Here is a 15,934-nt window from a genome sequence, read left to right as displayed (position 1 = left end):
TAATAATCTCAAGGGTCACTGAAACGAAGCGCTGTCGACGGCGTGATAGACGTAGCGTCCACCGGTCATCCGCTTGATCTCTTCGAGGTAATTGGAATTCATCACAAACAGGTTGGCGCCTTCGGGTAACGCGTCCATCGCCTCTTGCGGTGAAGAAACGCGGGCACCGCTCAGCGGCAGATAACGCCCCTGCTTGGCCGGGTTGATATCCACCACGCGATCCACTGCGACACCTGCGCGTTGCAGGAACAGCGAATAGATCACGCCTTTGGACGAGGCGCCCCAGATCGCGGACCCCTGCTCGGGGGCGGACTGAATGATCTGCACGGCGCGATCGAGGCTGGCGGTGAAACCGTCAGGCAGCGTCAGGCGCGGCACCGGTTGTTCCGGGGTCAGGCGCAACGTCGCAAGGTCAGCGACGATGTACAGATATTGGCCACCGAACAGGTGCCCGGCTTCGTGCACCGTGCCGAACATCCGCCGCAGGTCATCGAGGCGGAAATAATTGACGTGTTCGTAGAACAGGTCGAACCAGGCTTTGTGCTCGAGAATCCAGTCGAAGCACGGCACTTCGATGTAGATCTGCCCGCCCTGATTGGCATTGGCGATTTCGGCGAGGAAGCTCACCGGATCCTGAATATGTTCCAGCACATGGCGCAGCACGATGGCGTCTGCGGCGAGCCCGAGACCACGGGTGAACGGCGCCTTGATCACGTCGGCGTTTTCGCCTTCGTAAGCCGGATCGATGCCGGTGATCGCATAACCGAGGCCCTTGAGCAACTCAAGAAAGTAGCCCTTGCCGCAGCCGACTTCGATCAGTTCCTGACCCTTGAAGTGCTTGGCGATGATGCCTTCGACGTCACTCAAATGCTTCTGGAACTGGCCGGAATGCGCCTGCTCGTTCTGGTAATCGGCGTCGTAGCTGAGCTTGTCGGCGTCGAACGCGGCGTTGTAGATCAAACCGCTGCGCTCGTCCTGCACCAACAGCATGTCGGCACTGGCCGAGGCCTGTGCCGATGCGGCATCGGCAAAGGTGCGGTTCTGCAGCACCGGCAGGTCGGTGACCCGATACAACTCGTGCTTCATTGCGGCTCTCCCAGTAACTGTTGCAAACGCTCGCTCACCGCCCAGAACGCCAGCGGTTCGTGGGTTGGGTATGGGTAGTGGCCGAGGTTCAGATGCAGCGACACGTCGCGTTCGCGCAGGCGTTGTTCGACCAACGCACGCACGGACACCGGTTGGCCGCTGGCGCAATTGATCACGCCGTTGAAGTCGGTTTTTTGCAGGATCGCGGCGAGGTAACCGGCAGCGCGTTCAATCGGCAGAAAATCGCGCAACTGCTCACCGGCGGACATGTTGAACGACGCTTCACCGGCATCGATCGCCCGGTCCAGTGCGGCCAACAGACTGTTGGGGTTTTGCCCTTCGCCATGCAGATAGAACAAGCGCGTCCACTGCAAAGTAAACGGATGCTCCTGCTGCAGATTTTGCAAAAACAGGTGCAGCGTGTGCTTGGCCAGACCGTAAGGATTGCTCGGCTTCGGCTCGGTGTTTTCACTGAGTGGGCCGCTTTGCAGGCCGTATTCGAAACAGGTGCCGGTGACCAGCACCTGCTGCACGCCCGCCTCGACCGCGCTTTTGATAAAGCGGTAATCGGCCATCAGGTTGTGTTCGAAATGGAACAGCGCCCGGTAGTTCGGCAAGCCCGGCCAGGCCAGATGCGCCAGCGCGTCGATGCCATCGGTCAACGCGTGGATATCGAGATCGGCGGCGTGAATATCCGCGGCGATGAACTCGACGTCGTTGATCCACGGCATGCCTTGCGCGGTTTCCGCATTACGCGCCGCGGCGCGAACATCGCAGCCGCGTGCAAGCAATGCTGCGACCAGATGCCGACCGACAAACCCTGTGGCGCCAGTGACCAGAACCTTCACAGCACTTTCAACTCAGGCACGGCGATCACGAAGCGGCCGTCCCACTGACGCACTTGCGCCAGTTGCTGGCTGACTTCGTGCAGCAGGTTCCACGGCAGCACCAGCACGTAATCCGGTCTTTCGAGATCAATCTGCGCCGGCGCCACAATCGGAATGCGGCTACCCGGCAGGAACTTGCCCTGCTTGTGCGGATTGGCATCGGCGACCCAGGCCAGCAGGTCCGGTTTGACCCCGGCGTAATTGAGCAAGGTGTTGCCTTTGGCCGCCGCGCCATAACCGACCACACGTTTACCGTCAGCCTTGGCCTGCAACAGGAAACGCAACAGTTCATGCTTGATGCGTTCAGCGGCAGGCGCGAGGGTGGCGTAGTACTCAGCGGTTTTCACCCCGGCATCCAGTTCGGCTTGCAACTGTTGTTGCACCGCAGGTTGAACCGCTCGGCGCTGGCCGTCCTTGCGCTGCACGAACACGCGCAGCGAACCGCCGTGGGTGGCCAGTTGGCTGACGTCGAACACTTCCAGACCATTGCGCTCGCACAGGGCCTGCACGGCGGTCAGCGACAGATAGGAATAGTGCTCGTGATAGAGCGTGTCGAACTGCGCGCCAGCCATCAGTGTCAGCAGTTGCGGGAATTCGAAGGTGGCCACGCCGGTTGGCTTGAGCAACGTCGCGAAACCACCGAGGAAATCATTGATGTCCGGCACATGCGCGAGCACGTTGTTGGCCGCCATCAGATCGGCGCCCCAGCCGTCGCTTTTCAATTGCGCAGCAGTGTCGCGACCGAAGAACAGTTCGCGGATTTCCAGGCCTTTTTCCCGCGCCGCTTGTGCGGTGCTGCGCGTCGGCTCAACGCCCAGGCACGGAATGCCGCGACCGGCCACGTACTGCAGCAAGTAACCGTCGTTGGCGGCGATTTCCACCACGCGGCTGTCAGCGCTCAGGCCGAAGCGCTCGACCATCTCGGCGACATAACGCTCGGCATGGGCCAGCCAGGTGCTGGAGAACGAACTGAAGTAGGCGTACTCGGCGTCGAACAGGCTATCGGCGCTGGTGTAATCCTCGGTCTGTACCAGCCAGCATTGCTGGCACACGGCGACCTTCAACGGCACCCATTGCTCGGCCTGCTCCAGGCGATCGGCATGCACGTAGGCATTGGACGGCGGCGAGGTGCCGAGGTCGATCAGCGGCAGGCTCAGCGGTGCGGCGCACCCACGGCAGTTCATAGACGCACTCCAGCAAAGTGTTGATCGAGCGCGGGATGGCTGGAATCACGCGCTGACAAATTATTGACAGGCAACGGCCAGGCAATCGCCAGCCGTGGGTCGTTCACCGACAGACCGCCCTCGTGCTCCGGCGCGTAATCGGCGCTGTGCAGATAGAGCAATTCGGCGTCTTCAGTCAGGGTCTGGAAACCGTGGGCGAAGCCAGCCGGGATTAACAAGCTGCGGCCATCACCGGCCTTCAGATGCTCGGCGTGCCAGTGCAGAAACGTTTCGGAATCCGGACGCAGGTCCACCGCCACGTCCCACACTTCACCGCGAAGGCAGGTGATCAGTTTGGCTTCCGGCGCGTTGGCGTTCTGATAATGCAGACCGCGCACACTGCCCTTCTCGCGGGTGCAGGAATGGTTGATCTGACGGATATGGAATTCACTGCCGAACGCACTCAGGCTGCCTTCGCAAAACAGCCGTGCGAAGTGCCCGCGCTGATCTTCGAAACGTTTGTGCTGGACGCTGAACAATCCGGCCAGCGGCAACGCTTTCAGAGAAAACTCACTCACAGCGCGCCTCGATACAGGTTCAATTGGCCGAGGGTGACGCTGCGCATGTCATCGCCGTTCTGCCAGGCCAGGTGCCAGTCGAGGGTCTGGGTCAGGCACTGCTGCAAGGTCCAGCGCGGCTGCCAGCCGAGTACCTGGCGGGCGCGGCTGCTGTCCAGACGCAGCAGGCCGGCCTCGTGCAGTTCGCTTTTTTCGATGCGCAGACCGCGCGCCTGCGGCCAGCGGCTGGCGAGCAATTCGACGACTTCGCCAACGCTGCACATGTCCGCTTCGCCCGGGCCGAAGTTCCACGCCCCGGCATATTCCGGCCCTTGTTCGTAGAGGCCGGCGGCCAGTTGCAGGTAACCGGCCAACGGCTCCAGCGCGTGCTGCCACGGACGTACGGCTTGCGGATAGCGCAGGGTCACCGGTTCGTCGGCGGTCCAGGCTTTGAGCACGTCGGGAATCAGTCGCTCAGGGGCAAAATCACCGCCGCCGAGGACGTTACCGGCACGCGCAGTGGCCAGGGCCAGACCGTGTTCAGCGTACTTGTCGGCCGGGAAGAACGACGCGGCATAGGATTGCGCGAGCAGTTCACAGCAGGCCTTGCTGCTGCTGTAAGGATCGTGGCCACCGAGGGCTTCGTCTTCGCGGTACGGCCAGAGCCATTCCTTGTTGGCGTAGACCTTGTCGGTGGTCACCAGCACACAGGCGCGCACGCAACCGACCTGACGAATCGCTTCGAGCAGGTTCAGCGTGCCCATGACGTTGCTGGAGTAAGTGCCGAGCGGATCGCGATAGCCTTCGCGCACCAGCGGCTGAGCGGCCAGGTGCAGCACGATCTCCGGCTCGGTTTCGGCGATGATTTCCAGCAAGGCGCCCAGATCACGCAAATCACCGCGCTGATCGTTGATGCCTTCGTGCACCCGCGCCAGCTCGAACAGGCTCGGCTCGGTCGACGGCTCAAGGGAAAAGCCGCTGACTTGCGCGCCGAGGCTTTGCAGCCACAGGGTCAGCCAACTGCCTTTGAAACCGGTATGTCCGGTGACGAGAACGCGTTTGCCGCGCCAGAAATCCGCACTCAGGCCCATTGCTTCCATGGGGCCTCCCCGCTCTGCCACAGGGCTTCGAGATGGTTCTTGTCGCGCAAGGTGTCCATCGGGTGCCAGAAGCCTTCGTGCTCAAAGGCTTTCAACTGTTCGTCGGCCGCCAGACGCGCCAGCGGCTCGGCTTCCCAAGTGGTAGCGTCATCGGCGATGTACGGCAGCACTTTTGGCGAGAGCACGAAGAAGCCACCGTTGATCCAGCCACCGTCACCGCGAGGTTTTTCGGTAAAGCCCAGCACTTGATCGCCTTGACGCTCAAGCGCGCCGTAACGACCCGGCGGTTGCACAGCGGTGACGGTCGCCAGACGACCGTGGGCTTTGTGGTAATCCACAAGCTGAGCGATGTTGATGTCGGAAACGCCATCGCCGTAGGTGAAGCAGAACGCCTCTTCATCTTTCAGATAACGGCCGGCCCGCAGCAGCCGGCCACCGGTCATGGTTTCCTCACCGGTGTCGATGAGCGTGACGCTCCACGGCTCGCTGTAATTCTGGTGCACATCCATGCGGTTCTCGCGCATGTTGAAGGTGACGTCGGAGGTGTGCAGGAAGTAGTTGGCGAAGAAGTCCTTGATCGCATAGCCCTTGTAGCCGAGGCAGATCACGAAGTCATGAATCCCGTGGGCGGAATACTGCTTCATGATGTGCCAGAGAATTGGCTTGCCGCCGATCTCGATCATCGGCTTGGGCTTGAGGTGCGACTCTTCACTGATGCGCGTGCCGAGGCCACCCGCCAAAATAACTGCCTTCATCGTCTCCCCTCTTGTTCTTCACCGGGCTGCGCGCCGCTTTCTTGAGCTTTGCGGGCCTTCTGGCTAAACCTTTTGCCGATCCGTGCGCCGCTGGAGTGACCGCGAGCGCTCGTTTTATGGCGATTTACAGGGGACTTGCAGGAAACGCGCCAGCTCCACAAGCCCCTCACCCTAACCCTCTCCCAAAGGGAGAGGGGACTGACCGAAGAGTTCGGGAGAAGTACGCCGACGTGCGATACCGAGTCGAACTCAAGCGTTGAAAAGCCCAAAAATCGGCTCCCTCTCCCTCTCCCTCTCCCTCTCCCTCTCCCTCTCCCTCGGGAGAGGGCTGGGGTGAGGGGCAGCAACAACGCAAATCAAAAGCCGTACACCCACGCTCTTCACCACTCAATAGGCCGAGTGTCAGCTCGCCTGCTCTTGATCTTGACCCACGGGCGACGTCGGAAGGCTGAGTGGAGGGATTGATCCGGGCGTGGGAGCGCAGCGACCGTTTGGCGCAGCCAAACACAGCGAGAGGAGGTGCAGCGAAGCAAACCGTAGGCGCTGCGCCCGGATTGATCCCGGAGCGAAGGAACCCCGAGCCCCAGCGAGCGGGCCGCACGCAGGAGCAAGCCTTTTTGGTTACTTTTTCGGCGTCTGGAAAAAGTGACCCGCCGTAAGGGCGGAACCCTGATCAGCAACACCCACAGCAACGGATACACCCCCAAACCCCCAAGAGCATGGTCAGCCCAAAGGCCGCCAAGCCCCAGACAAAAAAAGGGATGAACCCAAAGATTCATCCCGTTCCACAAGCCAGATCAACAATGCAAACGACTACCCAAACATGGCAAACCCATCACCACTAACCGGCACCTCAAAAACCTGACCATCGGCAGTCTGAAGGTGCTCGATGTTGTTGAACCCGGCGTACCAGCCCGCCAGTTTCACGCCGTTGTCCGGCACACCAGTGCTGCCGTCATTGGCACTGTGCAGATAAGCGTCATCACCGATGCGGGTGACGTTCAACTGGCTGGCATTGGCGATCGTGTTGAGGATCAGGGTGTCGTTCAGATCCCAGCCCTCATCCTGAATCGTCACCAGCCCGGTGGTGTTGACCACGTAGGTGTCATCGCCCTGACCGCCATACGCACTGCCTCCGGAATTCGACTGACCGGCAAGGTTAAGAATCAACACATCATTCCCCCCATCGCCCTGCAGCATGTAGTCGCTGCCAGTGCCGGTGAGCACGTCATTACCCTCGCCGCCGAAAGCAAACCCTCGCCCCAGCGTGATGCTGTCATTGCCATCGTCACCACTGGCCCAGGTGAACAGATCATTGACCGCACCAACGATAACGTCATCACCGGCGCCACCCGACAGGCTGTCGGACTGACCGGCGACATCGAGACCGGAGGCCAGGCCACCATAGAGGTGATCGTTGCCATCGCCACCCTGAATCTGGTCGTCGCCCGCGCCGCCTTCAAGAATGTTATCGCCCCAGTCGCCCTCAAGAACGTCATTGAACTGGCTACCACGCAAGCCTTCGATATCGATGTAAACATCGTGGAACGCAATACCACTCTGCACGCCCCATTTCAGCGAAGCGCTCAAGCCTTCGCTACTGTCGTCATAGCTGACGATGTCGATACCAGCGCCACCCTCAAAGTTATCGGCACCCGCACCGCCCAACAGCACATCATTGCCGGCGCCGGCGACGATGGTGTTGTTCTCGTCATTGCCGTAGCCAACGAAGTCAGCGCTGCCGGTATAGGTCAGGTTTTCAACGAACGCACTCAGTCTCAACTCGGACAGGCTGGTGAACACGTGATCGGTACCGCCCATGTAGCCTTCGATTTCCTCGATGGTCACGCCGGCGCTGTTGATCGTGTAGACATCGTCACCGCCACCGCCAGCGACGACCACACCACTGGTGTTCACGGTGAAGTGGTCGGCATCGGTGGAACCAATAACCTCTTCCACATTCATCAGTGTGTCGCCCGCCGCATTGACACCGCCGCCGATCAAAACATTGACCGGATCGAAAGCGTAGCGATAACTCACGGTGTCATGGCCGTCACTACCATCGATGCTCATAAAGTCTTTGTGACGATAAATCACATCATCGAAGCCCGAACCCTGCAACGCTTCAATGCCGGTGAAGGTGTCACCGTAGGCAATGGTCAGCCCGTCAAAGTTGGCAAAGTCTTCGACTCTCACGCCCTCAAGGCTGTCGCTGTAGCTGACCGTATCGTAGCCATCACCACCAACGAAGTGATCGGCACCATCCCCGCCCCACAGCCAGTCGTTACCGGCACCGCCAATGATTTCGTTGTCACTGGCATTGCCGTAAGCCTTGAAATCGCCGGTGCCGGTGAAGGTCAGCTTTTCAATGAACGGGTCCATCTTGAAGGTGTTGAGGCTGGTGCGCAGTTCGTCAAAACCCCCGTTGTCTTCCTCGACAATTGTCACACCCTCACTGTCGACGATGTACAGATCATCCCCGACGCTACCCTCGAACGTCACACCGCCGACCGAACTGGTAAACGTATCGTTGTGGAACGTACCGAAGACTTTCTCGACACCGATGAGGGTGTCGACCTTGCCTTCAGCCCCTGCGACAGTCGTGGCATCTTTGCCGAACTCGACACTGACACCCGACGACATCGCGTAATAGGTCGCCGTGTCGAACCCTTCTCCGCCATCCAGCACATCAGAACCTGCACTGCCGATCAGTACATCATCCGACTCCAGTCCATAGAGTTCGTCATTATCGTCGGTGCCCAAGAGGACATCCGCTTCACTCGTTCCATTCACTACTGACATTTGCGTCTTCCTTGCGTTGTTGTTGAAAGCGGTTCTGTCGGCAGAGAGAGACCGTTCAAGCGTGCAATCCCTGCCTGATGGATGAACGAATAAAAAGGTATCGACTACCAGCAGGCGAAGCTTGAGCCTCGGTACAAAAATGTATCGAGAAGGATGCTAGTAAGGTTTTCAGAGCAAAAAAAAACAGGCGATTGCCAGGTCGCCTGTTTTTCCGTAGATCATGCGTGGCTCGGTCAATCGGCGAGCCAGCCATTCTCCCAGTAACGCAAGTTGTCACCGCGCAACACGTAATCGCGCATCACCACTTCGCGCAAATCATCGCCCATGCGATAGCTGGCGTCCGGGTCAGCCAGGTGCATGCGGATCGCTTGCAGCCACTCATCCGTGCTGTTGGTCTTGACCCGCGTACACGGCAGGTAGCCTTGATAGGCTTCGGTGTCGGTGCAAATCACCGGGTAACCGCAGGCGCCGTACTCCAGCAAGCGCAGATTGCTCTTGCAGTCGTTGAAGATGTGGAACTCCAGCGGTGCCAGCGCCAGGTCAAGGTTGAGGCTGGCCAGTTTCGCCGGATAGACGTCCAGCGCAATCACCCCGTGAAATTCGTGCATGTACGGCCGCAGATCATCCGGACACATGCCGAAAAACACCCAGTCGACTTCATTGGCCAGCTCACGCACGACATCGGCAATCACTGCCAGGTCGCCGTGGTGACTGGTACCGCCGCCCCAACCGACACGCGGTTTTTTCGAAGTACGACGCAGGCTGCGCAGGCCGGTCCAGAGGTTCTGGGCAAGCATGTTGGGCACGACGCGTATGTCGTGGTGCATATCCGACAGCGCATTGGCCAGTGGCTGGGTCGACACCACCACGCGATCGCACAAACCGATCGCCTGGCGCACCATGCGCTCCATCTCGTGCTTGTTGGGCATGTTGCGGATATGGGCATTACGATGCGGAACATCGATCACATAGTCATCCAGCTCGAATATTCGCCGGGCATGGCAGAACTTCTTCAGCGGTGGAATTTCATCGATGGCACCTTGCGAGTAGCGCCCTTGCAAGACGATGACGTCCGGCGACTGACGCTCGATTTCAATGAGCGACGGCAAGCCGTAACGAATACACCCTTCGGCGCGGTTGGCCGCTTCCAGCTCGATCAGCGGCTGACTCATGCGGTAGTGGCCAATCGCAGAAGCGTTGATTGGCACCGCGAGTACGTTGGGCAGTTGCGGGCGGGAAAACGCCGTCCAACCGGTGCGCAGGCCCGGCTCCAGACTGAAGCTCGTTGCACCGATACCCTGCAATGACAAGTTGACGTTGAACGCCGGATCACGGGCAATGCGCGGCAACCAGCGTTTGTAGAAGGTCTCCTGCTCGTGCATGTGCTGCTGGCCTTCTTCGGCGGTCGCCCCGACGGTTGGCCGCGCGCCCTGAGCCAGCAAGGCATAGGGCGTCCACACCACCAGATAACCTTCCTGACCGATGCGCAAGCACAGGTCGACGACATTCAGCGCCTGTTTCAAATCCTGCTCGTCGAGCCCTGCGACAGACTCGAAAACAGCCTTGCGTACCATCACGCAATCACCGCCGACGGCACTCAGGTCTTGGGCAGCCTGCAACCGGAACATGTAGCCGTCGGACTGCAGCGACTGCCCATAAAACGGCAACCCGACCGCCCCTTGCAGGCCGAGAATCATGCCGGCGTGCAACACGTAACCATCCGGGTTGAACAACTTGGCGCCGACCACGCCGACTTCCGGGCGCTGCGCTTGATTGAGCAGCTCGTCCAGCCAGTCGGTGTGGGTGATCACCGCGAAGGTATTGAGCAACAGCACATACTCGCCACGGGCCTGTGTCACGGCAAAGTTATGCAGGGCCGCCATGTTGTCATGCTGCGGGTAACTCAGAACGCGAATCCGCTCACCGCCCAACTGCGCCATACCATCCAGCCATGCCAGCGCCTCGGCGCTTTCACTGCCGTTGTCGACCAGCAACAGCTCGTATTCGGAGTAAGCGGTTTTCTCCAGCACGGTCTCGACACAGCGCTGCAAGGCAGCCGTCTGATCGCGAGTTACGATGATGATCGACACCCGCGGACGCCGGCCATGCTGGTAGTCGATACGATTGAGCAATTCGCAACTGCCACGGCGTATTTCGTGGGCAATCCCCAGACGTTGCAGGTGTGCTTCAATCACCCGTGGGTTTTGTTCGATCACCGCTGGTTCGGCCAGCCACCCGGACAGATCGAATGGCGACTCGAGCAAGACTTCGGCGACATGCCCGATCACCTGTGTACCGTCGCTTTCGACCATACGCCACAGCATGTCATGGGGCGCCAGTTCGGCGAACGTCGCGTCGAATCCACCGAGCACCAGGAAGCGTTCGCGCTTGAACGCCAAGGCACGCCCGACGTATGGATAACTGCGCATGAGGTCGAGGTTGAAATCCGGTTTGAAGGCGGGCTCTGCCGATTCGCCATCGCGCAGGCTGCCTTCATCGCTGTACACGCAACTCAGCGAGGGCGAATGCGCTATTCGATCAGCCATGACCAGCAAGGCCGGCACCACCAGACGATCACCGGCCTGCAACAGGTAGAACCAGTCGGCACCTTCGAGTTGCGGTAACAGAGTGTTGATCTGTGCCAACCCGTCATCCTGCAACGGCATGCGGAACACCCGCCCGTCCAGCGTCGCCTCGGTACAGTCCGCAGACAACAGCAGAATCAGCTCCGGCGGATAGTCCTGGGCTGCGAGCGCTTGCAGCGTGCGTTCAACGCCATCGCGACTGCCTTGGGCATCAATGATGATCGGCACGATTCGCGGCTGCTGCGGCCAGGCGGCCAGGGTTTCTGGCAGCAACTTGCGTTGCCCCTCGCTGAGACTGCGGCATTGCAGCCAGTGTGCATAGAGTTCGGCGAAGCTCCAGCTATCGATACCGACACACCACTCCTGGCGACTCTGCTTGGTGCCGAGCGTACGGCTGAGCGGCAGCTCCTCCCAGACTCGCGGCGACTCGTCAGCCTTGGTCAGCGGGATATAGCGCACCCAGCCCGGCGCCGGCGCGGACTCACCACTGCGAGCCTTGAGCATTTGCAGAATCCACTCGCGCTCGACCTCAACCGCATCTTTCATTGGTTGCTGTGCGCTCAGACGCTCCGGGTAGAGCCGCTCGGCACTGAGCACATTGTTGGATACCGCCAGATTGCCGCGCCGCATCAGACAGACGTACAGGGCGAAATCCAGGGTCGCGACAAAACAGTGCCCATCCTGAGTCAGAGCCGGCAACAGCTCGACGAGATCCGCACGTCGAAACAAAGCGTTGGTGAAACCGCCCAGCACATTGACCGGGAATTTTTCAAAAATGCCCAGCAGGTCGTCCCCCTTGAACAGACCGCTGTGGGGCGACAACGAGGTGTTTTCCAGGCGCGCCGGCAGGATGATGTCGTTGGCATCCCAGAACAGTCGCTGGGCCAGCACCAGGCTGACTTCTTCGCGCAACATCTCGTGCGCCTGCTGTTCGATGCAGGCCGCATAAAGGTGGTCGTCGTCACACAGGAACTTGATGAGTTCGCCCTGCGCCTGATCCAGGCACGCCTTCAGGTTGCCGACCATGCCCAGGGTGCGCGGATTGCGCACATAACGCACGGCGACGCCGGACTGCTCGGCCACGGCAATAACAATCCCTTCGATCTCGTGGCCACGACTGTCGTCACAGACAATGATTTCAAGGTGCGCGTAGGTCTGGCTGACAGCACTGTTCAATGCCCGCTCGAAGAAGCGCGGATTGAAGGCGGGAATGACGAGGCTGACAAGAGGAAGTGAATTCACGGCGGGCTCACAGGCGGTACGAGCCCGCTCGGAAAAGCGAGCCCTTGAAACCGCTAAAAAACATAACTGAGGGGCAGGCCAAACGGGCGCTTACACGCCCGCTGACGGTCGAGATCTTGTTGAACAGACCCAACTGGCTGATCTTGCTGAACGCCAGTTGCGAGGCTTGCAACATGGTTTGCTGCAGGGTCAGACGAGTCATCACTTCGGCCGGATCCGAATCACGGATCGAACCTTGGGTGGTGGTGTTCGCGGTGCTCAGGCTGTCATTGGTGATGGCTTGCATATCCAGAGCCTGACCACGGGCACCGATCTCGGTGACTGCGCTGCCGATTTGATTGCTGGCCGCATCGATGTTGCCGATACCCGCCTCCATCGCGCCCTGGAATTTCTGCTTGGCCACCGGATCACCATCGATCGGAGTGTTCAACGCCGTGATCATCTGGCCCAGGGTGTCGAGCACGTTCTGGGTCTGGTGGTCGTTCGGCTGGATCGAAAACTGATCACCGGCAGCCGGGGCAGCGCCCAGTGCGAACGTGACGCCCGCCGCGGTAGCGTTGTTACCCACGATAGTGCCTGAGGACACGGGTTTGCTGTCGGCAGTGACCGGCGCTGCGTACAGATCGAAGGCGGTGGCGCTGGTGAACTTGAGGACGGCGCCGCCCTGCGGGAATGCCGCGGTGTAGGCCGCCTGGTCGGTAATGCTGGAGCCAGTGATCACCGCGGTCGACGGGTTGCCCGGGCTGCGCGTCGTGGTGAACGAGTCCGGCGCGGTCGACAACTGGAAGCTGTGGCCGGCAATCACCGCGTCCGGGTTGGTGTCGCCGGTCTTCAAGTTGATATTCAACTTCATGTCGACGCCACGGAAGCTCACCGTCTGGTTGGCGCCGCTGCTGTTGCTGACCAGACCGTTCTGGCTCGCTTCAGCGGTCACGTCATTGCCCAGGGCATCAGTGATTTTCAACTGGGTGCTGCTGAGGAAGCTGACGGTGTAAGGCTGGCCGGCAGTGAATTTGGAATCATAGGTGGCGGCAGTGCCGACCGTACCGTTGGACAGCACAACGCGGCCATCGTCCACGGCCGGCGCCGTCATGGTGACGTTGGTGCGCGCGGTATTGATGGTCTGCTGGAAAGCGGCCCAACCGGTGGTGTTGGTGCCAACCGTCATACCGTCGCCGATGCCCAGATTGATCGTGGTCTGGTCACCGTTGTAGGTGTAGGTGCCGTCGGCATTCTGCGAGTACGGTGCGGTATCGGTTTTCGAACCGGAGAACAGGTAATTGCCGCCGGCATCCTTGGAGTTCATCAGGCCCAGCACTTGTTGCTGGATCTGGCCCAGCTCCGATGCGTAAGCCTGGCGGTCCTTGTCGGTGGCCGTACCGTTGTTGGCCGCCAGGGCAAGTTCCTTGGCGCGCGCCAATGCGGTAGTGATGGAATCCAGCGTGGACTCCTGCACGGTCAACGCACTTTTGGTGGTATCAACGTTGGTCTTGTACTGATCCAGCATCGCCGCCTGCTGACCCAATTGCAGCAAACGCCCGGCACCGATCGGATCATCGGACGCATTGGTAATGCGCTGCAGGCTGCTCGCCTCGCTGGCGCTGGCAACAGCCTTGTTGAAGTTACGCTGATAGTCCGACGCTTGCGTGCCGTAATACTGGGCGGTGGAAATGCGCATGAATTACGACTCCTTAAAGGCTGTTGATCAGCGTGGCGAAAGTTTCCTGCGCAGCTTTGATGATCTGCGAAGACGCTGTGTAGTACTGCTGATATTTGACCAGGTTGCCGGTTTCTTCATCCAGGTTGACCCCGGACAGCGAATCGCGGGCGCCTTTGGCGTTATCCAGAATCGCCGTGGTGGCGGCGCTGTCGGACTTGCCTTGAGCGGTCTTGGTGCCGACGTTGGTCACCAGCTTGTTGTAGCCGTCAGTCAGGCTGATGCCCTTGCTGGCCGAACCGGTGTCGATGGTCTGCTTGGTTTGCAGGGCCACCAGCGATTGCGCGTTGCGGTTGTCCGAAGACGCCGCACCGGTCAGGTTCATGGTGAAGGTTTCGCCCGACTTTGGCGTGCCGCCAACGGTGGTCTGTACGGAGAAGGTTTTCTGCACGTTCGGCGTAACGCTGGTGTCCAGCACCGGGTTGCCGCTGGCATCGACGATACCGACCTTAAGTTCCAGCGTGTTCGATTGACCGGGAACGATAGTGCCGCTGCTGATGAGGCCGCCCTTGGCATCCACAAAAGTGTAGGACTGGCTGCCCCCGGTAACCGCACCGAACACTAGTTTGACCGGCGTCGAGTTCTTCAGCGCCGCCTGCATGTCAGCCTGGGCAGTCGGGTTGTAGATATCGATCTTGCTGGAGAGCGTCGGCTGGGTGAAAGTGCCCAGACCGTTGGCGCTGGCCACACCGGTCAACGGACCGGCCGCGGCGATTTTCTTCGGATCGGTGAGCACCGTCTGGATGCTCGCGGCCGCATTGCGGGTCGGGGTGATTTTGAAGCTGTCACCGGCGCTCAACGCACCACCCTTGAGAGCGAGGGTGAAACCGTCGATCACTGGTGGCGGATTGGTCGTGGTGCTGAAGGCACCCAGGTCGGTGCCGTCGGAGCGCTTGACGGTGTAGTCAGTGGCGCTGGTGAACGTCACTTGATAATCGCTGGTGGTCAGCTTGCCGGTGTCCTTGATGGTGACATCGAGGTTACCCGAACCGGTGCTGTTGCCCGACTGCGCGATGCTGCGCGAACTGACCAGCGCGGCACTGTTGATGTTGTTGAAAATCGCCGCGCCGAAGTCACCGTTCTTGTCGATGCCCTGGGCTTGCTGGCTGTTGACCTGATCAGCGATCACCAGCGCTACGCGGCCCAGCTCATTGAGCGATGGATCGAGGACTTCTTTGCGATAGGTCAGCAGGCCACCGATTTCGCCACCGCTCATCGCCGAGGTGATGTCGATGGTGCTCGAACCGCGATCCATCTGGATGCCCATGCGCGATGGATCATCCTTGAGCGGCACGGTGCTCAGCGTGTTGGTGGTGTTACCGATGACCAGCGGCTGGCCGCTGCCGATATACACGTCAAAACTGGTACCACGCTCGACGACCTGCGCGCCGGTCAACTCGGACAACTGACGTACGGCTTCGTTACGGCTGTCGAGCAGATCGTTCGGCGCACCACCGCTGGTGGAGATCTCGCCAATCTTCTGGTTCAGGTTGGCGATCGAGGTGGCCAGCTTGTTCACCTGAGCTGCCATGTCGCCAAGGCTGCCGTTGATGGTGGTGTTCTGGTCGTTGAGCTGCTTGGCGATGGTGTTGAAGCGACTGGTCAGCGCCTGTGCGCCGGTCAGCACCGATTGACGGGAAGTGTCATCGGTCGCCGAGGTCGAAACGCCCTGCATCGTGGTGAAGAATTTCTGCAGCACGCCGGTCAGGCCGGTGTTGGTGTCTGAGAGCATCGAGTCCAGCGGTGTGGCCTGAGCCAGAAACGCGGCAGATTCGCTGTCGAGCGAAGTTGCCGTGTGCAGTTGGCTTTCCAGGTACGAGTTGTACACCCGGCGCACGTCGGCCAGGGTGGTGCCCGTGCCGATGAACACGGTGCCGTACTGCTGCGAGGATTTGGTGCCCTGCACGGTTTGCTGGCGTGAATAACCGGCGGTGTCGACGTTGGCAATGTTGTTGCCTGTCGTAGCCAGAGAGGACTGGCTGGCCGACAGTCCCGACATCCCGATATTGAGCAAACTCATGGTTCAGACCTTATACCTTG

9 protein-coding genes and 1 pseudogene are annotated in these 15,934 nt (G+C 60.2%); all 10 read right to left on the bottom strand.

Translation table 11 applies throughout. From position 1 onward, the window contains the following. Positions 1 to 15: 15 nt before the first annotated feature. Positions 16 to 1,086 (bottom strand): class I SAM-dependent methyltransferase, encoded by a 1,071-nt coding sequence (locus AB4N44_RS25155; RefSeq protein WP_150773763.1) that lies wholly within the window; start codon positions 1,084 to 1,086, stop codon positions 16 to 18. After that, entirely contained in the window at positions 1,083 to 1,934 is an 852-nt protein-coding gene (locus tag AB4N44_RS25150) for an NAD-dependent epimerase/dehydratase family protein (RefSeq protein ID WP_460111557.1), read from the bottom strand. Before AB4N44_RS25150 ends, AB4N44_RS25155 begins: the two co-directional genes overlap by 4 nt. Next, the gene (locus AB4N44_RS25145) at positions 1,931 to 3,157 is read right to left on the bottom strand and encodes a methyltransferase domain-containing protein (protein ID WP_460111558.1); all 1,227 of its coding nucleotides are present in this window, start codon (positions 3,155 to 3,157) and stop codon (positions 1,931 to 1,933) included. The genes AB4N44_RS25150 and AB4N44_RS25145 overlap by 4 nt, the downstream gene beginning before the upstream one ends. Beyond that, the gene (locus tag AB4N44_RS25140) at positions 3,154 to 3,714 is read right to left on the bottom strand and encodes a dTDP-4-dehydrorhamnose 3,5-epimerase family protein (protein WP_093439614.1); all 561 of its coding nucleotides are present in this window, start codon (positions 3,712 to 3,714) and stop codon (positions 3,154 to 3,156) included. Before AB4N44_RS25140 ends, AB4N44_RS25145 begins: the two co-directional genes overlap by 4 nt. Beyond that, a complete protein-coding gene (gene rfbG, locus AB4N44_RS25135) occupies positions 3,711 to 4,793 on the bottom strand; it encodes a CDP-glucose 4,6-dehydratase (RefSeq protein WP_127926298.1) in 1,083 nt (360 codons plus the stop codon). Before rfbG ends, AB4N44_RS25140 begins: the two co-directional genes overlap by 4 nt. Beyond that, complete coding sequence (gene rfbF / locus AB4N44_RS25130) at positions 4,775 to 5,548, bottom strand: glucose-1-phosphate cytidylyltransferase (RefSeq protein ID WP_108226864.1); 774 nt, start codon at positions 5,546 to 5,548, stop codon at positions 4,775 to 4,777. Before rfbF ends, rfbG begins: the two co-directional genes overlap by 19 nt. Positions 5,549 to 6,361: 813 nt before the next feature. Continuing rightward, positions 6,362 to 8,350: a calcium-binding protein gene (locus AB4N44_RS25125; RefSeq protein WP_460111559.1), complete on the bottom strand. Its 1,989-nt coding sequence runs from the start codon at positions 8,348 to 8,350 to the stop codon at positions 6,362 to 6,364. 233 nt (positions 8,351 to 8,583) lie between these two features. Then, positions 8,584 to 12,177 carry a glycosyltransferase gene (locus AB4N44_RS25120; RefSeq protein WP_127926296.1) on the bottom strand — a complete coding sequence of 1,198 codons (3,594 nt, stop codon included), beginning with the start codon at positions 12,175 to 12,177 and terminating at the stop codon, positions 8,584 to 8,586. Between the two features lie 112 nt (positions 12,178 to 12,289). Then, positions 12,290 to 13,855: pseudogene (locus AB4N44_RS25115) on the bottom strand (flagellar hook-associated protein 3); the annotation flags it as partial. A 13-nt stretch (positions 13,856 to 13,868) separates the two neighbouring features. Then, on the bottom strand, positions 13,869 to 15,914 hold the full coding sequence (gene flgK, locus AB4N44_RS25110) for a flagellar hook-associated protein FlgK (RefSeq protein WP_460111561.1): 2,046 nt from the start codon (positions 15,912 to 15,914) through the stop codon (positions 13,869 to 13,871). Positions 15,915 to 15,934 lie beyond the last annotated feature (20 nt).

The organism is Pseudomonas sp. S3_C06 (genome assembly GCF_054667675.1).
This window is presented reverse-complemented; position numbering and strand designations above follow the sequence as displayed.